The following is a 23,040-nucleotide window of genomic DNA, read 5'->3' on the forward strand; positions in this document are numbered from 1 at the left end:
GGAGATGCTGGCACAGCTGTTTATAACTGGAATCCTCCTGGCTGCCGGGCTGTTTCTGATTCTGGCCGATGTGCTGAAGCTTCCTGCAATGGGCGCCGCCAAAGCCATGCTGGGGGTGGGCAAAGAGAACAGGAGAGCTGCCAAAACCACGGAAGCCTGGCTGATGTCCGGTGCGGTGAGACTCGCCAACTCTATCCGGATGGATGAATACAAGCGAAGCCGTATGGCCAATGTCCTGAAAGCCGCCGGCATTGCCATGACTCCGGAGATCTATACATCCTATGCCATAGTCAAGGCTGGCACTATCCTGTTGGGTGCGCTGCCCTGCCTGTTCCTGCTGCCCCTGCTTGCTCCGGTGTTCATGATCCTGGGAATTCTGACCTATTTCAAGGAAACCAAAAGGGCGGAGGAGCAGCTCCGTGAGAAACGGGAAGAGATTGAGGGAGAGCTGCCCCGCTTTGTCGCTACGGTCGAGCAGACCCTGAAAGCCAGCCGGGATGTGCTGGCGATGCTCGAAGCCTATAAGAAAAACGCCGGTCCCGCCTTTGCTCATGAGCTGGACGTCCTGACAGCCGATATGCGGTCATCATCCTATGAAGCCGCGCTGATCCGGTTTGAAGCAAGGCTCAACTCGCCCATGCTGTCCGATGTGGTCAGGGGGCTGATCGGAGTTTTGCGGGGCGACGACAGCGCTGTCTATTTTCAGATGCTGGCCCATGATTTCAAAGCCCTGGAGCTCCGGCGGCTGAAAGGAGAGGCCCGGAAAATCCCGCCAAAAATCCGGGTGTTTTCTTTTGTCATGCTGATGTGCTTTTTGTTGACCTATTTGGTCATTATTGCCCTGGAGATTATGAATTCCTTCAGCAGCATGTTTTAAGGGCGCGCTGTTTTGGAAAGGAGAGAACCCATGGACCAAAATGATGGAATGAACATCCAGCGGGAGAAGCGGGACAAAAGCTTTCTTCCCACTCGAACAGTCGGCGCGCCTATAGTGAAACGGTTGCGTTCCCAACAGGGAGAAGGGTATATCGACGTGGCGGTACTGGTGCTGTGCGTGATGCTGGTCATTGCTGTTGCCGTCAGTGTCCTGCCGGTGTTCATGACCAAGAACAAGTTGGATACTTATGCGGCAGAGCTGTGTCGGGAAGCGGAGATCGCTGGCCGCGTGGGCAGTGAAACCACGCTGCGGGCACAGGTGCTCAGCGAAAAGACCGGCCTCAGCCCCGTGATTTCCTGGTCGAAAACCGGCAGGTTCCAGCTCAACGAGGAATTCACCCTCACGGTGACATCAGAAGCAGATCTGGGGCTGTTCGGCGGCTTCGGACACTTTCCTGTCACCCTCCAGGCCCGAGCCAGCGGCAAAAGCGAGGTGTACTGGAAGTGACAAATGGAAAATTATGCGTTATATTAAAAGATAAAAAAGGAACATCCTTCCCGCTCATCATCGCGGTTGCTCTGGTGTTTATCCTCATTTTCTGCGGCATATCCGAATATATCCGGCTGATCATCATTGCTCAGGGCGTTCGGGACGCGGTGCAGTCTGCCGTAATTTCTACCGTGAACGACAGCTATGACGATGTCTTTCACGGGGTTCGGGAAGGCTATGCCGGAGCTTATCGGCCCTCAGCGGCTGATTTTGAAGAAAGTTTGGATTATGGGGATATCTACGGCCGGCTGGACGAGCTGCTGGGACTTCAAGCCTCTGGGGGCTATCATGTGAAATACACGGGAGATGTGCTGGAATTTAAACTCTCAGAACTGACGGTGGACCTGAACAACGTGCCGCTGGCTCCCCACAACCCTGATAATAGTAACGGCTTTCTGGCCGATGCCGTGATCCGGCTGGAGGTTCCTGTCCGTTTCGGCGGCAGAATCCTGCCGGCGATGGACATCCGGCTTAAGGTGCAGGCTAAATATATGCCCCTGTTTTAATGAATGTAGGATTTCTCTAGACTTCCGAAAAAACCTGTAGTATGGTGTGTCATAAAAAACATCTATACTTTTACCCGAAGGAGGAATTTCCAATGAAACTGACAGACAAAACGAAAAAGTGGCTCAGCCTCGCCGGACTCGGCGCGGTGGGCGTGGTACTTGTAATAGCCATAGTCTCGCAATTTGGAACTGAGGAACCCAATGAAGCGGTAATCCAGCCATCACCGGCAGTCTCGGGAGACGTCAACCCCGGTGCAGAAATCCCTACCTCCTCAGATCCGGCCAAGGCGCCGGAGGTCAGTGTTCCACCCATTGATCCAACAACAGTACCGAATGCCGGCAGGGATACGGCTGATTCCAGCGGCATGGAGCAAAGTCTGCAGGTGGAGCCCAGCAAGCCCGCAGTTCCCGCGGCCCCGACACCCAAGCCGGAAAATTCCGTAACAAACCCCGGCAAGCCGCCTGAATATAAGCCTGATGATACGGTCAAAACCCAGCCCACCGAACCCAAGGGAGGGGAGACCAATAACCAAGGGCAGATCTGGGTACCCGGCTTTGGCTGGGTAGATGATGAAGGCGGAGGAGTTGAACAAAGAACTGTGGACGGAGAAGGCGATATAAACAAACCGGTAGGAATCATGGAATAAAGACCAATAAGAAAATATCAGAATAGAGTAGGGAAACCATTCTCATGGCTTCCCCCTCATCAAACCGCACGTGCCCTACTAAGGCATACGGCTTACCAATTGTGTTTTGTCGTTGGTTTAGGTGTATGACGCGATGCGCCAAGCATAGTTCATTTTGCGAACAAGGTCAGGAGTGTAGTACTCTTGACCTTTCTCTTTTGCTCGTTGGATTACCTTCGCTTTCTTTTCTTTGGCTTTTCGGGTTGTGTATTGGATATACTGTTCAATGCTATACCCGAATTGCTTGCTGTAGTACAACCAGTGTGCGGGGAGTAATCCAATATGTGCGAAGAATTCATTGTTCCATTTAACCTTCATCGCGTGACCTTTTCTCTGACTTGGATGGTGATGTAGCATTACTACTCTCAGTCTTTGGCGTGTGTAGGAGTCAATAGTTTGGAGTTCTCTTCCGTAAGAGTTGAGAAAACAACGACTCTCTTGCCCGTACTTTTCATTCTCTTTTATCGCTTTATAGACATTAAGGAAGAAATTGACCTTGCCTCGAATTATTGGATTGACCTGTTCAAGCCACCTCTTCTGACTAAGGGTTAAGGTCTTTCTCGTTCTATCCTTAATCTTTTGTTTGAAGTCTTTCCAGTTAGCTTCTGTTGGTTTCACTAGAAAGTATGCTTTTCCATCTTTCTTTCGATTCCTCCAGTGTTCAAAGGTAAAACCAACGAAATTAAAGTCGCCTTTATTGAAATCGACAAAACGAGTCTTCTCCATAGAGACTTCTAATCCTAATTCGTTAATTGTTTCCTTTGCTACTTTAGCTGCCTTTTCAATATCTTCTTTGGATTTTGCGAATAAGAGAAAATCGTCCGCATAACGAACAAATCGTATCCCATGTTCTTCAAGTGCCCAATCCAATTCATTGAGGTATAGATTCGCAAGTATTGGTGAGATGACTCCACCCTGAGGGGTTCCAGAGTCAGTTGTGTGGTACTTTCCTTCTTCCATATACCCTGCTTTAAGCCATGACCATATCATGTCTAAGACTGTTCCATCCGCTATATACTTCGTCAGCACCTTCATCAGTTTCTTATGAGGGATGTTGTCGAAAAAGCCTTTGATGTCGCAGTCATAGATGTGATTGTACCCCGTCTCAATGTTCCAAAGGATAATCTGCATTACTCTTTGTATTCCGAGATTGGTTCGGTATCCACAGGACCATTTATGGAAAATGTGTTCTTCACATTTTGGACTGATGACATTAACCACCGCTTGCTGTACAATTCTGTCCTCAATATTGGGAATACCCAGGGGGCGAAGTTTTCCATTCTTCTTGGGAATGTATTGTCTTCGTACTGGGGAGGGCTTGTAGGTTTTGGTTCTGAGCTTGTTGAGTAGGTCTGCTATTTTCTCTTCCTCGCGCTTCTCAAAACTCTTGATGGTTTCTCCATCAATTCCACCGGCACCGCCATTTTCTCTAACTTTCTGCCACGCTTCGTTAAGCTTTCGCTCAAATAGAATTTGTCCATAGATACTATGCCACTTGAGTTTAAGTTCCTTATTCAACGTCTTATTCCTTACCTTTCGCGCATCCTTTCGGGTCGTTTTTACCGAAGTAACGTTACCGTTTTCATGACACGTGAGTCCAGCAGGAGCCACAAAGGTCGGCTCCCTTCCGTTCAGCTACCGTTTGGTCAGTAGCTTACTTCCGTACTATAGAGCCGTCTGACTTCTCCTTCCGTGACAGCAACTTCGGCGTAACCTTATATGCCATCACCCTTTTTCAGGAATGGAGGAGATCTCACAGGGTCATCGCATCTTCCTTCTTGACATACCAAACACCATCACTCGATAAGTTACCCACTACTCGGCTGGCTCATTTGAGTAGCGGTCATCCCTTGGTATGGAGAGCTTCCCGTTATGCTCGCACAGTCGCTAACTTACCTAGCCGTTGTGTTTTACGCTTTCGCATTTCGGTCTGCCAAGCCGCTTATGGGTCTCTCGACTTTCCACGTCTCCTTCAGACAACACCTCACGATGTTGCCCTAGACTAAGCTTCCTGGTTCGCGCCAGCGCTCCCAGTGGAGGACTCTCACCTCCGAGAACTTCAGTGTTTCAGAACTCTTGGTCCGTTCTTACCAAAGGTAACGTAACCGCTGTTCCTAATAAACAAAGTGCCTCGTTAAACGGGGCGATGCGACTGCCTGTCGCACAAGCAAGAGCACCGAATCATCGGTGCTTTTGTTGTTCAAGGAGGTATTAAATGAAACGACAACTCAGTATTTTTCTCGTACTGATGCTAGTGCTTTCTGTGCTTCTGCCTGTTAAAACCTATGCCGAAGGCGATGGAAACATAGATCATGGAGGCGGTGGAGTTGGCGGCGGTACCAGCGAAAGCTACTGGGAACCCGGAAACGAGGGTGTCAGGATAACTGTTATTCGGGTAAGTAACAGGACCGCGGTCACCACTCCGGTTGATTTTACCAATAATACACCTGCGGTGGATGTTCATTTTGGGAAAGTGTCAAAGATTGCATATACCAATGGAAGATCGATTGCACCGACTACTTCAACGTATACATGTATAAATATTGAAATACCGCTTCCCCGCATCATCAGCTCCGCCAGTGGACAAGCCAGCATCGAGGAAATAAAACGCTATTTCTGCTCGGAGTATGTTCTGATGCGGATTGCCGACGTGACCGGTTTTGCCTATGATACCCTGATCAACGGCGACTACAAGCTTTTGCTGGAGCCCATCGTTTATCTGAGATTTCAAGGGATCGACATGGCAATGACTGCAACCGAAGCTGCGCTCTATGACCAGCAACTGGGTGGCGGGTTGAGGAACACAATGGGTTCGCTCACTCATAAAAACCTGCCGCTGGCCATGTTTCTGGAGGTTCCCGATCTGGGCTATCCGGCCTGGTCAGGTTCACGGACATCGTCAGCTGCTAATGCGGATATTATCTCAGCCCTTGGTATCGGCATCGTTCGGTTTAGGGAGGCACCGGCAGATCCGCCGGAAGTTACCACTTACGACTACGAATACAGAACTAATACCGAAGTGCTCACTTCCGTCACGGTACGCGGCGGCCAGGCGGATCCTGACCATCCGGTAACGGTGCATTTTACGATTGGCGGACAGACCTATACCGTAAGTGGCGTATATTATCCGGAAGGCGACAGCCAACTGGTCTGGGTGCGCTGGCGCACACCTTCCACACCGCAAACCATGAACATCAGTGTGTCGGTATCGGGCGGGGGCTCCGTAAGCCAGGGAAACATCACAGCGAGAATCGTCGATCTTTCCGGAAACGACCCGCCTAATCCGGTTGCCGATGACCGTAATGACAGCTATGTTAGGCCGGCCATTCCCAATAAGGTCCAGCTGACCTCGGCCTCCTGGGGTATCTGGCGGCCATGGTGGTATGCCTATTGGGTCTGGCACAGCAACTGGAACTGGTACAGCGACGGCAACGGCGGCGGTTTTTGGGTAGATAACGGTCAATGGGTGGATGAGGGCTGGTGGGAGTTTGATTGGGATGCCTACCAGGCCAGCCTTTCCGCAGCCATGAGCATTGTTCCGGACGCCAAAAATCCCACAGCCTCCGGAAAAAATATGAAATCCGGCTATGGCGTCAACCAGACCACAACGGCCAATGTCAGCACCAATCAGTCTTCGGCGGTGACCGGGGCGCAAACGGCTCTCACTTATTTTCCGGAATTTCTGTATGCTACGTATTGGCGGCTGCTGGAGCGCACCCAGAACGGTTATGGCTCCAAGTTTGAATTTGCCCCCAACAAGTACTCGACCTACAAGCGCAGGACGCATTTCACACCGGTCTATTTTCTCGATGGTGCCTACACGCCGTATACTTGGCTGGCCGATTGCTGGACACCCACAGGAATGCTCAGCGTCAACCTTTCCGACTCAGTGACTATCCACGGAACCTTATGGGATGACTGGCATATTGGGCCGGTCAAGCCATAACCAACAGAAGAAGAAACAGGATCCCAAGGCCCTGCGCTTTGAGATCCTGTTTCTTTTACAACGTTAATGAAAGGGAGGTGCCCTATGAAGCCCAAACAAACTCTAACAGTCCTCGGCCTGGCGCTCCTGCTGGTCTGTGTATTCAGTGCGGCTGTCTATGCCGCGCCTACCGGTGATGTGGCAGGGGCCATTGAAGGTACCTGGAACGAGGCTTCCGGACAGATCAAGACCGTGGTCAATAAGGTTGTCTTTCCGGCAATCGATCTGATTCTGGCCGTGTTTTTCTTTGCCAAATTGGCCATGGCCTATTTCGACTACCGAAAGCATGGTCAATTTGAGTGGGGTGCGACGCGTTCCTAGCTGAAAAGGTTAGGCACTAAATAATGAACGTGTAAATGTTCAGTTTAGGAGAACTGATATTCCGACAGGTGGAATGAAGGAGTAACGCCCGGAAACGCCTGCCTTGATACTCCGACGTGCAAAACGGCGTGTAATAGCTGTGTTGTACGAAGCTCGGTGAAGTCGGCAGAGAGCAACCGTAAGCAGATTATATATTCTATCTGCACGAAAGCTGTTCAGAGGTGAATGGTGTTGCCTATATGCCGGAGGTCAACAAATTGCCTATGGTGAGGATGTGAAAAATGGTTCACGGACGAACACCCGATGTAAAAAGTCTAAACGAATGGTGCATAGAAATGTGCATACGCCAAAACTGGCGGGTATGTGAGGTAAAGTAAGACACCATTTATGAAATACCTTATGCCGTTACAGGCGGCATCCAGCATACAGGCTTAGAGGGACACCTAAGGGCGATATGAAAATGATAGGAATATCGGAACGTGGAAAGGTTGGAACGTGGAGCGGATTACAGCGCTATGAGGCGTTTGCAGGGAAAGCTGTCCAAAACAGTATAACCTGCATTTATCCAACTGAAAGTAGAGCCGTGGTACCGATGAAGCGGTGATAATAAGCCGTGGAGGGACGGGCTCGAGTCGTTAAGGAATAAAACAAGTAAACACACAATCTCAAAGGTTCGAGTATGACTAAGAAAAGCAAAATCCCCCCGAGAGAGAGGATAATGCTGACTTTGACAAGAGCAAAACCGACAAAACGATCTGCCTTGCGTAATGCAGAATATTATGATTTCCAGGAGGTTTTCGACAAGCTGTATGCGGATAGCGAAAAAGACTGTCAGTTTAAAAAGCTGACCGAACTGATTTGCAGTCCTGAAAATATCTTGCTTGCCTTTCGGAACATCAAGAAAAACAGCGGAAGTAAAACCGCAGGAGTAGACAAAAAGACCATTACCCATTTACAGCAATGGGAAAATGCACAGCTCATAGCCTATATTCAGAAAAGACTAAGCAATTACATTCCTCAACCAGTGCGCCGTGTAGAAATCCCAAAAGGCAACGGAAAAACCAGGCCGCTTGGCATTCCGACTATTATGGACAGGCTGATACAGCAATGTATTCTGCAAATCCTTGAACCCATTTGTGAAGCGAAGTTCTTCAAACGAAGCAACGGTTTTCGCCCAAATAGGAGTGCAGAACATGCAATATCCCAATCCTACAAATTTATTCAGGGGCAAAATCTTCATTTCGTGGTAGACATCGACATCAAAGGATTTTTCGATAATGTCAGTCACGGAAAATTGTTGAAACAGATGTGGTCTCTCGGGATTCGGGATAAAAAGCTGTTGTCGATCATCTCTGCAATGCTAAAAGCAGAGGTGGCAGGCATTGGTTTTCCCGAAAAGGGAACGCCACAGGGTGGGATTATATCCCCCCTGCTGTCAAACATCGTCTTGAATGAGTTGGACTGGTGGGTGGCAAGCCAATGGGAAACTCTGCCTACACGAGTAGCGTATAAATGCAGGGTGCTGAAAAACGGGACTCTGGATAAAAGCAATGTCTATGCGGAGCTTAGAAACACTGGGTTAAAGGAATGTTACATCGTAAGGTACGCCGATGATTTTAAAATCTTTTGCCGATACCGCAGTGATGCCCAAAAGATATTCATGGCTGTAAAAGCCTGGCTGCACGATAGATTGGGACTTGAAATCAGTCCCGAGAAATCTAAGATAGTCAATCTGAAACGGCAGTATTCCGAATTCTTAGGGTTCAAAGTGAAAGCGGTCAAGAAGGGGAAGAAGTCAAACGGTAAAACCAAATATGTTGTGAAATCCCATATTTCTGATAAGGCAAAAGAGAAAGTCAAGCAAAAGGCTGTTGCTGCTGTAAATGAGTTGAAGAAAGTAGACGCAAAAGGAAATACCATTTTAAGATACAATGCATTGGTCATGGGCTGGCATAATTACTATCAATATGCAACACATGTCAGCCATGATTTCAGAGAAATTGCTTTCTTGGTCAAATCGTCTGCGAAAGGCAAGCTCGAACATCAGATGAAGAAGAAAATCGCAAAACCCATTACCAGTCCGATTTACATTAAATACAGTAAAAGCAGAGAAATAAGGTTTATTGGAGAAACTCCGGTACTGCCAATCGCTTATGTGAGGCACAAAAATCCCATTGACAAAAAGCGTAGCATTAACAGCTATACTGCTGAGGGACGTGCTGAAATACACAAAAAGTTGGCAACTGTCAACGTGACTATTCTCCATTATCTCATGAGGAATCCTGTCCGTGACAGGAGTGTAGAATACAACGACAACAGGTTGTCTCTGTATTGTTCACAGCAAGGGAAATGTGCTGTGACAGGCAGAATTTTGGAAATTGACAGGATACATTGCCATCATAAAACGGCAACATATCTTGGTGGTGATGACAGCTATGAAAATCTGGTGTTAATTGACGTTGATGTTCATATGCTTGTTCACGCTACACAGGAGAAAACAATAAGAAAATATCTTTCATCTCTGCAACTGAATGAAAAGCAACTGGGAAAGGTTAATAAACTGCGAGCTATTCTCTGTCTAAATAAAATACCCAAGTAACGGTTAAAAGCTACTTGTAAATTGTGTGAATTACTTTAAAACCCTTAACGATGGAACGCCGTATGAGGGGAAACTCTCACGTACGGTGTGGAGTGGGGGAAAATCCTGCGATTGTATCAAGGGATTACCTATCACTATCCGCGCCGGCAATATTGTTTGCCTGCCTGGTGTTTGCCCTGACGTGTCCATTATATATCTGGACTATTCTTGGCATGTAGACAAAGCAAGAGCCGTCGCGTCAAGTTAGATGCAACGGCTCAATTTCGTGATAAGTCAGATTTTATTGTGTAGGTGAAGTTAAACACTAACAGAGGGTGTGCTCATACCCTTACACAATGTTTTCACCCAAAATAATTTTTGGCATAGTGGTTAAGCATCTGTTCCACCGCTTGTAAAAATGCTCTAACCCTAACTTTGACACCCTTGCGTGAGTTTCTTCATCTCTAACAGTCCAATGTAAAACATAAGTGACTTTGCCTACATTGCGTGTGAGGCGAACAGGCAATGCCCCTTCTTTAACGGCATTAAAATCTGTTTGGCGGTGGGTGCGTTTGATATATCTAACTTCAATAACACCATCTTGCTCCATATAAAAGGCGGCAACCTCTTTCATAAGTTGCTCAATTTCCTCTTGCTTTTCAATCTTTGCCTCATAGATACAAATTTCATTAAACATTTATTGCACCACCTCGCACATTATATAAACTTGCTCACCGGGCGTTAATTTCCCATGCTACCGTTTCACAAAAGTTTTACACGGTAGATATATAAAGTGAGTTTACCATAGTAAATCGGAACTTTCAATCAAACAAATATGAACAATGGAAAGGACACAGATACTATGAAAAAAGTCCGTTCACCACCCTTATGCAAGGATACTCTGGCAGATACTTGGGATGTAGGCAAAAAAGAGCAGGCTGTCTCCACGCAATAGGAGTCAGCCCGCCCGCTAAATTGAAATTTATTGATAGTGTCTCTAAACAAAAATAATTATTAGGTCCTACGCCTTCTTTAAAAAGCCTAAACATTTCTAAATGTATTTAATAATCTTCCGATACAACCCGTTTAGTCTCGGCTGGCACATACTACTCAAGGCTTTTAAGCCAATATTTTCATGAACATTCCTACCTTCAACTTCAAATAGTCTATGAAAATCATCCTCTGCTCCAACATAGACTGATTTATCATAATTTAAGAAATTCGGATTATCTCTAAATTGCTCGCCAGTGATATCTATAATAGTCTGATTATCGGTCAATAACCATGCATGAGACTGAACGTTTTCAAAGGAACCATCCCTATACATACCACAGACATAATATGTTCTGATACCGTTTTCCAACAAAAACTGAGCTAACAAATCACAAGCATCACCACAGCATCCACGCGGGAATTTGTAAAATGAAAAGTCTTTATCAAACTCACCTGCATCCCTAGCTACATCTATAGCATCTCGAAATTGATTGACCAATCGTTTAATATCCATCATCATATCCCCTGACAAATTCCTGTTTGTCAATATCGTACCATATGTTACAGCTTCTTGCCAAAGCCTTTACTCGGTATCACCTGACTCTCGGCATGTAGCTGTATACGAATATTCGGGAGCCTGCAGAATTCAGGCTCCTATTTTTATGTACAAAAAGGGAGGAAAGGACCGTGTTTATCTGGGACTTCGCGGCCGATGTCGTGCTGGAACAGATCCTCGACTGGATCTATGGACAGCTCATCGGCTTCCTTGGCAACTTCTTTGCCGAGATGGGCAACATGGGCGCCGACCTCTTTAAAATGAGCTGGGTCCAGTCCATCATCCTGTTCTTCGTTTATCTCGCTTGGACGCTCTATGTCATCGGGCTGGTGGTCTCGGCATTTGAGTGTGCCATCGAATACCAGTCCGGCCGGGGCAGCGTCAAAGATGCTGCCCTCAATGCCTTGAAGGGTTTTATGGCGGTGGGTTTGTTTTCCACTGTGCCGGTGGAGCTGTATAAGCTGGCGATTTCCCTGCAGGGAAGTCTGACCGCCGGGATCACCGGCTTTGGGTCGGGTATCGATACCGTCGCCGTGAACATCATCCGTGATTTGTCCTCAGCAGGAAGCCTGGAAAGTGCGGGCAGTGCCGGTGTTTTCGGCGGGATTGGAACCGTCACCAGTCCCGTCATGATGCTGTTTATTTTAATTCTGATGGGCTATGCAGTCATCAAGATTTTTTTCAGCAATCTGAAACGCGGAGGGATTCTGTTGATCCAGATTGCTGTGGGCAGCCTGTATATGTTTTCTGTTCCCCGCGGGTACATTGACGGCTTTACTTCCTGGTGCAAACAGATCGTCGGTCTGTGTCTGACAGCCTTTCTGCAGGCCACTATTCTCACAGCCGGACTCATGGTGGTCACGGACCATGCCTTGCTGGGACTGGGGCTGATGCTGTCTGCTGGAGAAATCCCCCGCATCGCCGGGGCTTTTGGCCTGGATACCAGCACCAGAGCTAATTTCATGAGCGCCGCCTACACCGCCCAGGCCGCGGTTAATATGAGCCGGACGGTTATCAGGACGGTGACGGCTAAATAAAGAAGCCGGTATATCTGTTCCCTCGATGACATCCCCATCCGAAACATTTCCACTCACCAAATCCAAGGAGGGATCCCCATGAAACAACACGGTATCCAGGTGCGCCGGAGTGCCGCCTTAGCTTGTGATCCGGCAGAAGTATCTTCCACCGGTTTGGAACCGCGGCCTTGAACATTACCTTGACTCTCGGCAGCCTGTTTGACGGGATCGGAGGATTTCCTCTGGCAGGCAGTCGCCAAGGCTTTATTCCCCTATGGGCCAGCGAAATCGAACCTTTTCCCATTGCAGTCACCAAAACCAGATTTCCCGAAATGATTCATCTGGGGGATATCATGCAGCTGAAGGGTTGGGAACTGCCACCCGTGGATGCTGTCTGCGGGGGTTCACCCTGCCAGGATCTCAGTGTGGCCGGCAAGCGAGCCGGCCTTCAGGGCCAACGCTCCGGGCTGTTTATGGAACAGATCCGCATCATAAAGGAGATGAGGGCCTATGACAAAGCATGCGGCAGGGCAGATGTCGCTGTTCGACCTCGGTATATGGTCTGGGAAAATGTACCCGGAGCCTTCTCCAGTGCAGATGGGGAAGACTTCCGGGCGGTCCTTGAAGAAACCTGCCGAATTGCTGACAGTACCGTATCTGTACCTCGACCTCCGGGAGGGGTATGGAAGTCTGCTGGGGCCATATTGGGATATGAATTCTCTGTTGCTTGGAGAGTTTACGATGCTCAATACTGGTCCGTCCCCCAGAGGCGCAGGCGTATCTTCCTTGTCGCAGATTTTGGAGGCCGCACCGCACCCCAAATACTATTTGAGCAAGACCGCCTGCTTGGGGATTTTGCGCCGGGCGGAGAAACGGGGCAAGGAGCTGCCCCCGGTTCTCAGGCAGGCGCTGGAGATCCAAGCCGGTATCCGGCCGGTGACAGAGGAACAGACAGAGAAAGCCTGACATCGGGGAAGCGGCAGTACCCGGTTGCTTTCGCCTGCAATCAGCGGGACGAGGTCCGGGACTTGCACGATGTGGCCGGAGCGGTTCAGGCCCAACCCGGCTTGAAACAGCAGACTTTTATCGCCGCTTTTTCCGCAGGGCAGGGAGCGAAGGCCGGCGGCATCGGGTATCAGGAAGAATGTGCGCCAACCCTGAAAGCTTCGGAAAGCGGCACCAACATGGTGCCAAGCATCCTCTGCCTCAACGACCAGGGCGGCAACCGCATGGATGTGACCGAAAATATTACGGCAACTTTACGGGCCCAGATGGACGGACACCCACCCCTTGTCTTGGGCGGCGAGCCGGAGCTGTTTGAAAATCACGGTATTGACTCCCGCTATACCGGGCCCCATGAAGTGGCGCCAACCATGTCCGCGCGGTACGGTACCGGCGGCAACAACGTGCCGCTGGTATCGCAGCCTTCTGTATTTCCTAGGGATTCCGGGAAAGATACGCCGCCTGAGGAAACTTACTGCATTGCCGGAAATACCATCGACCGGCAGGATCATAACGGCGGCAACGGCATAGGTTTCCAGCCTGATGCCAGCGATACCTTAAACGCCGCAAACCGGCATTGCGTCTTTTCCCAGCAGCGCAGTGACGAGTACCTGCCCAATCAGGTGACCAGCACCCAAAGTGCCCGGCAGCACAAGGAGGCGACGGACCCTGTGTGTGCGACGGATATTGCCGGGTTGGATTGCCGCAACGGGACGGAAAACGGAGGTCTGTGCGGGACACTCCAGTCCAAAACGGACGGAGGATATTCCCTCAATAATGTGCACCCTGTCCGGATCGGCAAGCTGATCCGGCGACTGACTCCACGTGAGTGTGAACGGCTCCAAGGATTCCCCGACTATTGGACGGATATCCCCAGCGCCTCGGACAGTGCAAGATACAAAGCCCTGGGCAATAGTGTAGCGATTCCCTGTGTGGAGCATGTCCTCCGGGGGATCGCTTATTTTTTGCGCCAGGCCAAAGAAGAATGGGAGGAATCCAAATGTACACCTACATCTACCCCGACAATCTGAAATCCAGGGCCGTGTTGTGGCTCTGGCAGCTCCGAGATATCGGCATCATCGGCATCGGTCTGCTACTTTCTGTGTTTGCCCTGGCCCAGCTGAAGTTTCTGCCACCCCTTGTTATCACAGCCCTTTATGCTTTCTTGACGATCCGTTTTGATGACACCAGTATCCTGGATTTTATCCGCTATGCCGGCGCTTTTTTCCTGACTAAACAGCAGCTCTATGAATGGGGGTATGACGAACCATGAGTATAGCAGAAAAGAAAAGGGGGAAGCAGAAGCAGCATACCCGCCAGCTTATCAATACCAAGGCCGTCACCGACCACAGCCTGGCAACCTTCAGGGGAGATGAGCTGGTGTATTTCATGATCAAACCGACGAACATTTCCGTTTTATCCGAAGCCAGCGTAGCGGCACGGATTTATGCCCTGATGACGGTGCTCAAGGGGATGGCGGAGCTGGAATTTCTGTGCCTCAACAGCCGAGAAAGCTTTGAGGGCAACAAACAATTTTTGAAAAACCGCATGATCCAGGAGAATAATCCGGCTGTCCGCAAGCTGCTGGAGCATGATCAGAACCACCTCGACCGGATCCAAGTCCAGATGGCGACAGCAAGGGAATTTCTGGTGGTCATCCGGCTCCGCAATGAGAAAGAAAGCGAAGTGCTTTCTTATCTAAGCCGTATTGAAAAAACGCTGCAGGATCAGGGGTTTGCCACCAAGCGCGCCGGCAAAGAGGACATCAAACGCCTGCTGGCCATCTATTTTGAACAGAATGTCACCACCGAACGGTTTGAGGACTTTGACGGGGAACGCTGGATGATCCCGAACGATTGAGCCGGGGTATGCTATAGGCTGGGCTTTTATCATCGAAGTAAAGCCCAGCCTACGTCTTAAATGGAGGATATGTGTTGTCATTTTTCAAAGCCTTTTAGGAATTAAATTAAAATCTGAGCTCAATTCATCAAAAATCATTTTGTATACAGGTATTTGTAATGTATTCGCAATTTTAATTATCCTGTCTGCATAGGTCGGCATGCAGTTCATACCAATATATATTTCTTTTGGTACTGCTGACAGGTAGGGCATTCCTTCTGCCGTTGCCCCTGTAGTACATCTGAATTCATTTTCATAACTCCATGAAAGGTGTTTTATATTACAAAAAAGTGTTGACACAAATACTAATGATAAATCATCCAATAATATCTGTTTTTTTCCTTTTGCCGATTGAATTTCAATTTCTCGAATCATTTTTTCCACTTGTTGAACCATTAAGCTCGTGATATCAATGCGTTGGTCAGTATATTGAACTGGAAAGGTACAACTGGATAATGGCATATTCTTTTTCATATCATATGAAACACAAAAGCCTGTATGGTTGTTTGCATAATGTGCCCACATTGGCATTGAGTTTACATGGTTAGATGTTAATGCCGATATTTTGGAAAGGGATGAAAAATCATCAATCAGCTTCCCATCATGGGCAGCCAACCTTTCATATTTTTTTAGCTCGTCAGATTTATAAAAATAAGCTTTATTATCAAACGGATCATTCAAATATCTTGTGTCAGACATAAAAATTTTCTTTTGTTCCAATGTACGGAGTTTTTGTTCATTTAAAGAAATATTATCTGTTAATGAATAATATTTGAACAATATGTCTGGTATGTATAGACGCGTAACTTTATAAATAGTTTTAAAAACTTCGCTTTTATTTGTGGATGTATTAATTAAAAACATTGCTTTAAGATAATCCATTGGATTGTCTATTCGCCATTTCTCAATATCGAAATCCTTCTCATCAATTGGTTTTTCTGGAATTGTATATTGAATATCTTCTAATTTCACAGACATCTCTCCTCACAGGATAATAATCCAATATCTTAACTTTGCAGATATAAATAATTGGGAATGTGATTATTCAATAAAAACTACATTGTTAGTCTCATTATACCTCAGTTTTATATATAAGTAAGCCAATTTTCCTTGGGCTGCCACAAAGTGTGGCGGCTTTTTCTTTGTCTAAAAACAAATTCAGAAAGGAAAAATTTCTATGGCAAGAAAAACCAAACCACAGTTTTCAGCACAAGAAGATGCTCGTATCCAAGAATTCCTCGACATGATAGCCCCGTCCGTGATCAAGTTCTTCACAGACTACTTCATCTGCGGAAGCACCTTCCGGAGTGTGTGGGCCTTGCGTGAATATCCGACTGCCACCGAAGAACAGGCGATTCTCCGCTACCTTGGGGAAAAAGATGGTGTCACCCTGCATATTTACACCCGCCATGTGACCCCTGTTGAGGAGCGAAAAATTATCAGCAATGCCGCCAATAAAAATCGCATGCAAAGAAGCAGCACCCAGGATCTGCAACAAACGGTGACGGCTGAATCCAATCTTCAGGACGTCACCACCATCGTGGCCCAGATGCACCGAAGTAAGGAACCGCTCCTTCACGCTGCGGTCTATATCGAGTTGTCCGCCCATGATCCCGACCAATTGAAACTTCTCCAGACCGAGGTGCTGACCGAACTGGTGCGGAGCAAACTCAATGTAGACCGGCTTCTGCTCCGCCAGCAGCAGGGCTTTCTCTCAGTCATGCCTTCCGGCTGGAATGTGTTCGGGGAACAGTTTGAACGGGTGCTGCCCGCCAGCTCCGTCGCCAATCTCTATCCCTTTAACTACAGCGGTAAGACCGATCCCAACGGCTTCTATCTGGGGAGAGATAAATTCGGCAGCAATATTCTGGTGGATTTCAACCGGCGTGACGATGACAAGACCAACGCCAACATTCTGATTCTCGGGAATTCCGGCCAGGGTAAATCTCATCTGCTTAAGCTCATTTTATGTAATCTCAGGGAATCCGGCATGCATGTGATCAGCCTGGATAGTGAAATGGAGTTTGAGGAGCTGACCCTGAATCTAGGCGGCTGCTTTATCGATCTGATGAGTGGCGAATTCATCATCAATGTGCTGGAACCCAAGACCTGGGATGAATCCGGCGACCCTAAGGATACGGAAGCACCACAAGCCTTCCGCCAGGCCTCCAAGCTCAGCCAGCACATCAGTTTTCTCAAGGATTTCTTCAGAGCCTACAAGGATTTCAGTGACCGTGAGATCGACACCATCGAGATTATGCTGGGCAAGCTCTACCACAAGTGGGGCATCACCGATCACAGTAATTTCGATCGTCTCAAATCCGTAGATTATCCCATCTTGTCGGACTTGTATGAACTAATCGAAGAAGAATACAAAACCTTCGATGAAAGTCACCGCCAACTCTATACCGCAGATATCCTGCGGGAAATTTGTCTTGGACTTCACTCCCTGTGCAAGGGAGCGGAGTCTAAATTCTTTAATGGGCATACCAACATCACAAACAGCGAGTTCATAACCTTCGGCGTCAAAGGGCTTTTGCAGAGCAGCAAAAATCTGAGAAACGCCATGCTGTTCAACATCCTGTCCTACATGAGCAACGAGCTTCTGACTACCGGTAACACAGCCGCTTCCATCGATGAATTCTACCTGTTCCTTTCCAACCTAACCGCGGTGGAATACGTCCGCAACTTTATGAAGCGGGTCAGAAAGAAAGACAGCGCTGTAATCCTCTCCTCCCAGAACCTTGAAGATTTCAATGTCGAAGGCATCAGAGAGTACACTAAGCCGCTGTTCTCTATTCCAACCCACCAGTTTCTGTTCAATGCGGGTACGATTGATGCTAAATTCTATACCGATACCCTTCAGCTGGAACCAAGCGAATACAATCTTATCCGCTATCCCCAACGGGGTGTTTGCCTCTACAAATGTGGTAATGAGCGCTATAATCTCAGGGTTCAGGCTCCGGAACACAAGGCGGCTCTTTTCGGAAATGCGGGCGGACGATAAAAATCTGACAAGCAATTTCCGATCGGAAAGGGGGTGATCAATCATGGACATGAAGGAGCAGCGCTTTGGCATAGAGATCGAAATGACAGGTCTGTCCCGCCAGCGTGCCGCAGATGTACTGTCGAATTACTTCGGACGGCCAGTCAACTATAGCAGCGGACACGATGTATACTCCGTACTGGATGACAAAAACCGGCGCTGGAAGGTTGTGAGTGACGGCAGTATAGCCCCAGAAAGAAGAGAAGGGCGGCAGGTAATACAAGCTGACCGGACCTACCGCGTAGAGTTGGTAAGCCCCATCTGCCGTTACGAGGATATCCAGACTATCCAGGAGCTTGTGCGTAGGCTAAGGGGCGCCGGAATGCGGGTTAACAAATCCTGCGGCATCCATATTCATTTGGATGCCTTACCTCACAATGCCAGCACCCTGCGCAATATCACCAATATCATGGCCTCCAAAGAGGATCTGATCTACAAAGCCATGCAGGTGGAGGTGGCAAGAGAGCGGCAGTATTGCAGGAAGGTGGAGCAGAGCTTTCTGGAAGAACTGAACCGGAAAAAGCCCCGGACCCTGGACGAGGTCAGCCGTATCTGGTACCAGGGCAATGACGGCCGCCGGGAGCACTACCACGACAGCCGATATCATTGTCTGAATCTGCACAGCGTGTTCCAGAAAGGTACTATTGAATTCCGGCTTTTTAACTCCACCACCCACGCAGGCAAGATCAAAGCGTATATCCAGCTTTGTCTGGCTATTTCGGCTCAGGCTCTCAACCAGCGCTGCGCCAGCCGCCAGAAAACCCGAAGCACCAACGAAAAATATACTTTCCGTACCTGGCTCCTGCGGCTGGGGCTGATCGGGGATGAATTCAAAACCGCAAGACTTCATCTGCTGGAACATCTGGACGGCTGTATCGCCTGGAAGGACCCGGCCCAAGCTGAACAGCAGAAGCAAAGACTAAAAGAGAGGAAAGAGAGGGAGCTGGCTGAAGCGGCACAAACAACAGCGGCCCAGCAGGAGCAGGCAACTGAAAATGCACAGGATCTAGCCGGGGTGGTGGATGAAAGCCCCGGCTTTTCCCTGTCAATGTAGCAAGGAGGAATGGACAAGAAATGAAATCTGAAACCCTTTGTATTGCCTATGGCAGCAATCTCAATCTACCACATATGGCATCCCGCTGTCCCACAGCCAAGGTCATTGGGGCGAGTGAAATCAAGGATTACGAACTGCTGTTCCGAGGAGGGCGCGAGAGATCCATCGCAACGGTGGAGCCGCTCAAAGGATCCAGGGTTCCAGTATTGGTATGGTCCCTGCAGGAAAGGGACCTGCAGGCCCTCGACCGTTATGAGGGATATCCCCATCTTTACCGCAAGGAAATCCTGGATCTTGAACTGAAAGGCGGAACGCTTTCGGCCATGGTCTATGTTATGAACGAAGTCCGCCCTTACGGTTCACCCTCGGATTACTACCTTAATGCTATTATGGAGGGCTACCATGCTGCGGGCTTTGACACCGATCTGTTGGAGCGCGCCGTGGAAAGATCTGTCCAGCTGGCACAGGAGCAACAGAAAGCAGAACCGGAGCAGGGCACAATGTTCGGTCCGAAATGGGGGTGATGATCCTTGGCAGATCCTGCAGCACTCGCTCTGGCAGTCAAAACCGCCATCGGTGCCGCCAGGGATGAGCGGAGCTGGAAGACCATCAGTGTGGTCATCGCAGCCATCCTGACTCCTTTTATCCTCATCATCGTGATGATTACCAGCCTTCTCTCCGGCACGGCTGGCCACAACAATACGGCAGTTCAGCAGGTTTTTCATAGCGGTGTAATTAACGGGAAAGTACCGGAGGACTTCCGCCGGTGCATCGAAGAGATGCGGGAAGCTTTTACCGAATTGGATGCCGCTATTTCCGAAATGACACTCGTGAGCGAGGAAGGCAGTCTTGACCTTACCCAGGTCAAGGCCATTTTTTATGCTCTGTTTTTCGGCACCGGCTCGCTGCACGGCATGGATTACCGGGCATTCGCCGACTGTTTTGTGCGGTATGAAGAACGCACCCGAAGTGGAACGGGCCAGGATGGCGGTGAAACCGTGGAGTCCTGTATTGTGGCTGTTCCGCTAGAAAGCCTGCTGGAAATCTACGCTAACCTTGAGAGGACTCTCGGCAGGGGGATCTCTTCTGAGGATCAGGCCAATGCTGCGGAAATCTATGACCGTGCGCTGTACGGCACCGGCAAAACAGCATCCGCCGGTGAATTCATCTCTCCACTGGGAAGCGGCTGGCGGTCCATGGTCACCTCGGAATTCGGCGGCAGGATAGACCCATTTACCGGATCATGGTCGGGGCATACCGGCCTTGACCTCGGCGCTGCCAAGGGTACAGCCATCCGGGCGGCTCAAGGAGGTACTGTAGAAAAGGTGAGCTATGACAGCCGCGGATATGGTTATTACCTGACCATTGCTCACGGCGGCGGGATGGTAACTCTATACGGTCATTGCTCTCAAATTCTTGTGGTCGAAGGGCAGGCCGTGAACGTCGGGGATGTTGTTGCCAAGGTAGGTTCCACCGGACGAAGCACCGGAAATCACCTGCACTTTGAAGTCATCGTGAACGGCATCAAGGAGAATCCGAGGAATTACCTGCCTTAAAGTCGCCAGCTCTTTGAACTTGGCACTAGATAAAAATCTTGGGCAATTCCGGTAGCTTTCTTGTTTTTGATGTTATATAGTAATGCTAACTAAAGAGAAGCTTGGAGATGAAGCCAATGATCTTCCACAACATAAAACCGGAACGGGTCGCTCCCTATGGATACAAATGGACAGACCAAGGCTTGGTGCCTGATCTTTACCAGAGCAAGGTTGTTACCCTGATTTTCAGCTTGGCGGGTGCGGGAGTGACCTCCGACGAAATATATTATCTTCTCCGTAAATACAAGGTATCCAAACTTACGGAAGAAAGAGAACTAGATTTTGAACAGCTCCGAAGGGAAATGCTTGAACTGATACAGGCATGGAGGATTGAATCGGGCGCCAGGCCCATCGAGATGAATTAATGGACGCCTGATTTTTATACGTTAACATAATGCTTAAAGCGATCTGTAAAAGGATCGCTTTTTTTATGCCCTTTTTTATACCCATGAAAAAGAGGATGAAATATTTGGGTCAGCCAGGAGCCGGACGCTCCCGACACGACCCTAAAATTTGAAGGAGGAAAAACCTATGAGTATGACGGAATTGAAACTTACTTTCCCCACGGAGAAGCTGAATGCTCTCCGTTTTTTTATGGAAAAGAAGCAGCAAACCCCTGAGCAGGACCTGCAGGAGTACCTCGATAAGGCCTATGAAAAGATGGTTCCCGCTCAGGTAAGAGAGTATGTGGAGAGCCATATGGAGCAGCCCGCGGTGCAGCAGCCAACCCAGGAAGCAGGACAGACTCCTGCCGGCAGGGGACGCCCGGCGCGTCAGAGCCGCCGTCAGCGGGAACAAACCATCTCCTCAACACCTAACGCTACGGAGGTTCAGGTCGGAATGGAAGGTCCGGGTGAAGAAGAAACTCCGGGCATGACCATGAGCATGTAACCCCAGAAAAGAAAGAAGGAGGGTCTGCTCATGATCAAGCTTGGCGTGGACAATGGAAACTATAACACCAAATCCTCGGAGGGGATGCTCTATGCCTCCGGTTTCGCGATAAGTGACAAGGAATTCGTCACACCGGAGATGCAGGTTTATTTCCAGGGCAAATATTACGCTGTTGGGGAACGGCGCATGCGTTTCCAGCAGGATAAGACCAAAGAAGAGGATGCGTTTATTCTGACTCTGCCGGCTATCGCGGATGCTATGAAAAAAGCCGGAGTGACTTATGGGGAAATCACCCTTGGCGTTGGGCTGCCTATTGACAGCTACGGCATGCAGAAGGATGCCTTCCGGCGCTATTTTCTTCGGGATAACCTATCGTTCCGGTTCGAGGGAGAATTTTACCGTTGCCGGATTGCAGAGTGCAGGGTGTTCGCCCAGGGCCATGCGGCGCTGTGCCGGTATTACTCCCAGCTGAAAAATTACCGCAGCATTACGCTGGTGGACATCGGCGGGTATACGGTGGATATTCTTACCCTCCATGACTTCCGGCTGGACCGGTCCAGCTGCGCCAGCCTGCGTATGGGCACCATCACCCTGTACAGCCGGATTCAGGATACCCTTCAGCGCAGTGGCATCATCCTGTCGGACGAACTCATCACCGATGCCATCCGTGGGGAGAGCCAGCATGCTGACAGCAAGCTGATCGGGGCAGTGGTGGAGCAGGCCGTGGCAGCCTACTGCAAGGAACTGCTTAACGCTCTACGGGAACGCGGGCTGGATTTGCGGCTCCCCACGGTGTTCGCGGGCGGCGGCGCTGAACTCCTGAAGCCCATGCTGTACAGAGATGATCTCAATACAGTGGCTGTGCTGGACCGGTTTGCCAATGCCGACGGCTACAAGCTCCTGATGGGGTGAGCCTATGTCCAGGAGAAAACGCTACTATCTATCCTTTGATCTGGATAACCCAATGCATCGGGAAGCTGAGGCCCTGTTGGCGGGTCAGGCCAGCCGGCGGCGTACGGAATTTGTGGTTACTTGTATTCTGGCGGCAAGTCAGAAGGAAGGTCTGGAGCAGACCATCCGACAGGCGGTCAGGGACGAGCTGCGCCATATCAAGCTGCCGCTATCCAATAGACTAACGGAAGAAACAGACAGGGATGTTCAGCTGTCCGACCTCCCCGGCAGCCTTATTCATGCGCTGGAGGAATTGTGACCATGTTGGCTCACTTTCCCGTCCCTGATAAAAGTGCATACAGGAAAATACACCAAGATGGCTCACTTTCCGATGAACCCGCAAAGGAGTGAAATTGCTATGAAAGTGTCAAGCATCCTAATCCAGTATGACAAGGAGAAACTTGAAGCCATCCGCCGCTGTCTGAAGGATGAAGCAGAGTTGCAGACTGAGCTGACTGGCCGGCTTCAGACCCTGTATGAAAAGCATGTCCCGGAAGAAGTCCGCCAGGGCATCGAAAATCGGGAAGGATGATGT

Annotated in this window: 23 protein-coding genes and 2 pseudogenes; 21 read left to right on the forward strand and 4 right to left on the reverse strand. The window is 49.2% G+C overall.

The genetic code is table 11. The annotated features are described in order from the left end of the window. The first annotated feature begins 4 nt into the window (after positions 1 to 4). From DESLBE_RS19485 to DESLBE_RS19500, 4 genes are all read left to right on the forward strand, one after another. Positions 5 to 877, forward strand: a complete 873-nt coding sequence (locus DESLBE_RS19485; protein ID WP_144677970.1) for a secretion protein F — start codon at positions 5 to 7, stop codon at positions 875 to 877. 111 nt (positions 878 to 988) lie between these two features. Continuing rightward, a complete protein-coding gene (locus DESLBE_RS19490; RefSeq protein ID WP_144678694.1) occupies positions 989 to 1,384 on the forward strand; it encodes a DUF4320 family protein in 396 nt (131 codons plus the stop codon). After that, complete coding sequence (locus tag DESLBE_RS19495) at positions 1,381 to 1,932, forward strand: hypothetical protein (RefSeq protein WP_144677971.1); 552 nt, start codon at positions 1,381 to 1,383, stop codon at positions 1,930 to 1,932. Before DESLBE_RS19490 ends, DESLBE_RS19495 begins: the two co-directional genes overlap by 4 nt. A 92-nt stretch (positions 1,933 to 2,024) precedes the next feature. Continuing rightward, positions 2,025 to 2,579 carry a DUF6550 family protein gene (locus tag DESLBE_RS19500; RefSeq protein ID WP_144677972.1) on the forward strand — a complete coding sequence of 185 codons (555 nt, stop codon included), beginning with the start codon at positions 2,025 to 2,027 and terminating at the stop codon, positions 2,577 to 2,579. A 117-nt stretch (positions 2,580 to 2,696) separates the two neighbouring features. Here the strand turns inward: DESLBE_RS19500 and ltrA (DESLBE_RS19505) are convergent, their stop codons facing one another. Beyond that, positions 2,697 to 4,136, reverse strand: coding sequence for a group II intron reverse transcriptase/maturase (gene ltrA, locus DESLBE_RS19505; protein WP_144677973.1), 1,440 nt, complete (start codon positions 4,134 to 4,136; stop codon positions 2,697 to 2,699). A 697-nt stretch (positions 4,137 to 4,833) separates the two neighbouring features. Between ltrA (DESLBE_RS19505) and DESLBE_RS19510 the strand changes: the two genes are divergently transcribed. The 4 genes and pseudogenes from DESLBE_RS19510 to DESLBE_RS26795 form a co-directional block, all read left to right on the forward strand. Further along, positions 4,834 to 6,564 carry a hypothetical protein gene (locus DESLBE_RS19510; protein WP_144677974.1) on the forward strand — a complete coding sequence of 577 codons (1,731 nt, stop codon included), beginning with the start codon at positions 4,834 to 4,836 and terminating at the stop codon, positions 6,562 to 6,564. Positions 6,565 to 6,648: 84 nt separating this feature from the next. Further along, positions 6,649 to 6,906: pseudogene (locus DESLBE_RS19515) on the forward strand (DUF3852 domain-containing protein); the annotation flags it as partial. A gap of 736 nt (positions 6,907 to 7,642) precedes the next feature. Continuing rightward, positions 7,643 to 9,523, forward strand: coding sequence for a group II intron reverse transcriptase/maturase (ltrA, locus tag DESLBE_RS19520; RefSeq protein WP_144677976.1), 1,881 nt, complete (start codon positions 7,643 to 7,645; stop codon positions 9,521 to 9,523). A gap of 137 nt (positions 9,524 to 9,660) precedes the next feature. Continuing rightward, positions 9,661 to 9,741 (forward strand): annotated as a pseudogene (locus DESLBE_RS26795) (DUF3852 family protein); the annotation flags it as partial. A gap of 110 nt (positions 9,742 to 9,851) precedes the next feature. On the opposite strand, the gene DESLBE_RS19530 reads toward DESLBE_RS26795, so the two are convergent. Both DESLBE_RS19530 and DESLBE_RS19535 read right to left on the reverse strand, forming a co-directional pair. Next, complete coding sequence (locus DESLBE_RS19530; protein WP_018213991.1) at positions 9,852 to 10,199, reverse strand: hypothetical protein; 348 nt, start codon at positions 10,197 to 10,199, stop codon at positions 9,852 to 9,854. Positions 10,200 to 10,553: 354 nt separating this feature from the next. Then, positions 10,554 to 11,009 carry a hypothetical protein gene (locus DESLBE_RS19535; protein WP_144677978.1) on the reverse strand — a complete coding sequence of 152 codons (456 nt, stop codon included), beginning with the start codon at positions 11,007 to 11,009 and terminating at the stop codon, positions 10,554 to 10,556. A gap of 173 nt (positions 11,010 to 11,182) precedes the next feature. On the opposite strand from DESLBE_RS19535, the gene DESLBE_RS19540 reads away from it, so the two are divergent. The 4 genes from DESLBE_RS19540 (at position 11,183) to DESLBE_RS19555 (ending at position 14,929) form a co-directional block, all read left to right on the forward strand. After that, on the forward strand, positions 11,183 to 12,088 hold the full coding sequence (locus DESLBE_RS19540; RefSeq protein ID WP_144677979.1) for a conjugal transfer protein TrbL family protein: 906 nt from the start codon (positions 11,183 to 11,185) through the stop codon (positions 12,086 to 12,088). A gap of 167 nt (positions 12,089 to 12,255) precedes the next feature. Then, the gene (locus tag DESLBE_RS19545; protein ID WP_144677980.1) at positions 12,256 to 14,100 is read left to right on the forward strand and encodes a DNA cytosine methyltransferase; all 1,845 of its coding nucleotides are present in this window, start codon (positions 12,256 to 12,258) and stop codon (positions 14,098 to 14,100) included. After that, positions 14,070 to 14,342, forward strand: coding sequence for a hypothetical protein (locus DESLBE_RS19550; RefSeq protein WP_144677981.1), 273 nt, complete (start codon positions 14,070 to 14,072; stop codon positions 14,340 to 14,342). Before DESLBE_RS19545 ends, DESLBE_RS19550 begins: the two co-directional genes overlap by 31 nt. Further along, positions 14,339 to 14,929, forward strand: coding sequence for a hypothetical protein (locus tag DESLBE_RS19555; protein WP_144677982.1), 591 nt, complete (start codon positions 14,339 to 14,341; stop codon positions 14,927 to 14,929). The genes DESLBE_RS19550 and DESLBE_RS19555 overlap by 4 nt, the downstream gene beginning before the upstream one ends. Before the next feature lie 84 nt (positions 14,930 to 15,013). Here DESLBE_RS19555 and DESLBE_RS19560 read toward each other — a convergent pair whose 3' ends face one another. Then, positions 15,014 to 15,940, reverse strand: a complete 927-nt coding sequence (locus DESLBE_RS19560) for a DUF2971 domain-containing protein (protein ID WP_172625458.1) — start codon at positions 15,938 to 15,940, stop codon at positions 15,014 to 15,016. A 205-nt stretch (positions 15,941 to 16,145) separates the two neighbouring features. Here DESLBE_RS19560 and DESLBE_RS19565 point away from each other — a divergent pair, with 205 nt between their 5' ends. The 9 genes from DESLBE_RS19565 (at position 16,146) to DESLBE_RS26650 (ending at position 23,037) form a co-directional block, all read left to right on the forward strand. Further along, complete coding sequence (locus DESLBE_RS19565; protein WP_144677984.1) at positions 16,146 to 17,975, forward strand: type VI secretion protein; 1,830 nt, start codon at positions 16,146 to 16,148, stop codon at positions 17,973 to 17,975. Between the two features lie 43 nt (positions 17,976 to 18,018). Next, positions 18,019 to 19,068 carry an amidoligase family protein gene (locus DESLBE_RS19570; RefSeq protein ID WP_144677985.1) on the forward strand — a complete coding sequence of 350 codons (1,050 nt, stop codon included), beginning with the start codon at positions 18,019 to 18,021 and terminating at the stop codon, positions 19,066 to 19,068. A 20-nt stretch (positions 19,069 to 19,088) separates the two neighbouring features. Beyond that, entirely contained in the window at positions 19,089 to 19,592 is a 504-nt protein-coding gene (locus tag DESLBE_RS19575) for a gamma-glutamylcyclotransferase family protein (RefSeq protein WP_144677986.1), read from the forward strand. Positions 19,593 to 19,598: 6 nt separating this feature from the next. Further along, entirely contained in the window at positions 19,599 to 20,624 is a 1,026-nt protein-coding gene (locus tag DESLBE_RS19580; protein WP_144677987.1) for a M23 family metallopeptidase, read from the forward strand. Positions 20,625 to 20,731: 107 nt separating this feature from the next. Next, positions 20,732 to 21,028, forward strand: a complete 297-nt coding sequence (locus DESLBE_RS19585; protein WP_144677988.1) for a hypothetical protein — start codon at positions 20,732 to 20,734, stop codon at positions 21,026 to 21,028. Positions 21,029 to 21,194: 166 nt separating this feature from the next. Beyond that, positions 21,195 to 21,554 (forward strand): DUF6103 family protein, encoded by a 360-nt coding sequence (locus tag DESLBE_RS19590; protein WP_144677989.1) that lies wholly within the window; start codon positions 21,195 to 21,197, stop codon positions 21,552 to 21,554. Positions 21,555 to 21,584: 30 nt separating this feature from the next. After that, a complete protein-coding gene (locus DESLBE_RS19595) occupies positions 21,585 to 22,466 on the forward strand; it encodes a ParM/StbA family protein (RefSeq protein ID WP_144677990.1) in 882 nt (293 codons plus the stop codon). 4 nt (positions 22,467 to 22,470) lie between these two features. Next, positions 22,471 to 22,764, forward strand: a complete 294-nt coding sequence (locus DESLBE_RS19600) for a plasmid segregation centromere-binding protein ParR (protein WP_144677991.1) — start codon at positions 22,471 to 22,473, stop codon at positions 22,762 to 22,764. Between the two features lie 99 nt (positions 22,765 to 22,863). Continuing rightward, positions 22,864 to 23,037, forward strand: a complete 174-nt coding sequence (locus DESLBE_RS26650) for a DUF6103 family protein (protein WP_172625459.1) — start codon at positions 22,864 to 22,866, stop codon at positions 23,035 to 23,037. The last annotated feature ends 3 nt before the right edge of the window (positions 23,038 to 23,040 follow it).

Origin of the sequence: Desulfitobacterium sp. LBE (assembly GCF_007830365.1) — a bacterium.
Classification (GTDB): domain Bacteria; phylum Bacillota; class Desulfitobacteriia; order Desulfitobacteriales; family Desulfitobacteriaceae; genus Desulfitobacterium; species Desulfitobacterium hafniense.

Excerpts from the sequence above, each read along its gene's own strand:
- DESLBE_RS19485 (WP_144677970.1), top strand. The coding sequence starts at position 5 with ATGCTGGCACAGCTGTTTATAACTGGAATCCTCCTGGCTGCCGGGCTG.
- DESLBE_RS19500 (WP_144677972.1), top strand. The coding sequence starts at position 2,025 with ATGAAACTGACAGACAAAACGAAAAAGTGGCTCAGCCTCGCCGGACTC.
- DESLBE_RS19510 (WP_144677974.1), top strand. The coding sequence starts at position 4,834 with ATGAAACGACAACTCAGTATTTTTCTCGTACTGATGCTAGTGCTTTCT.
- ltrA (WP_144677976.1), top strand. The coding sequence starts at position 7,643 with ATGCTGACTTTGACAAGAGCAAAACCGACAAAACGATCTGCCTTGCGT.
- DESLBE_RS19530 (WP_018213991.1), bottom strand. The coding sequence starts at position 10,199 with ATGTTTAATGAAATTTGTATCTATGAGGCAAAGATTGAAAAGCAAGAG.
- DESLBE_RS19535 (WP_144677978.1), bottom strand. The coding sequence starts at position 11,009 with ATGGATATTAAACGATTGGTCAATCAATTTCGAGATGCTATAGATGTA.
- DESLBE_RS19550 (WP_144677981.1), top strand. The coding sequence starts at position 14,070 with ATGTACACCTACATCTACCCCGACAATCTGAAATCCAGGGCCGTGTTG.
- DESLBE_RS19555 (WP_144677982.1), top strand. The coding sequence starts at position 14,339 with ATGAGTATAGCAGAAAAGAAAAGGGGGAAGCAGAAGCAGCATACCCGC.
- DESLBE_RS19565 (WP_144677984.1), top strand. The coding sequence starts at position 16,146 with ATGGCAAGAAAAACCAAACCACAGTTTTCAGCACAAGAAGATGCTCGT.
- DESLBE_RS19570 (WP_144677985.1), top strand. The coding sequence starts at position 18,019 with ATGGACATGAAGGAGCAGCGCTTTGGCATAGAGATCGAAATGACAGGT.
- DESLBE_RS19575 (WP_144677986.1), top strand. The coding sequence starts at position 19,089 with ATGAAATCTGAAACCCTTTGTATTGCCTATGGCAGCAATCTCAATCTA.
- DESLBE_RS19585 (WP_144677988.1), top strand. The coding sequence starts at position 20,732 with ATGAAGCCAATGATCTTCCACAACATAAAACCGGAACGGGTCGCTCCC.
- DESLBE_RS19590 (WP_144677989.1), top strand. The coding sequence starts at position 21,195 with ATGAGTATGACGGAATTGAAACTTACTTTCCCCACGGAGAAGCTGAAT.
- DESLBE_RS19595 (WP_144677990.1), top strand. The coding sequence starts at position 21,585 with ATGATCAAGCTTGGCGTGGACAATGGAAACTATAACACCAAATCCTCG.
- DESLBE_RS19600 (WP_144677991.1), top strand. The coding sequence starts at position 22,471 with ATGTCCAGGAGAAAACGCTACTATCTATCCTTTGATCTGGATAACCCA.
- DESLBE_RS26650 (WP_172625459.1), top strand. The coding sequence starts at position 22,864 with ATGAAAGTGTCAAGCATCCTAATCCAGTATGACAAGGAGAAACTTGAA.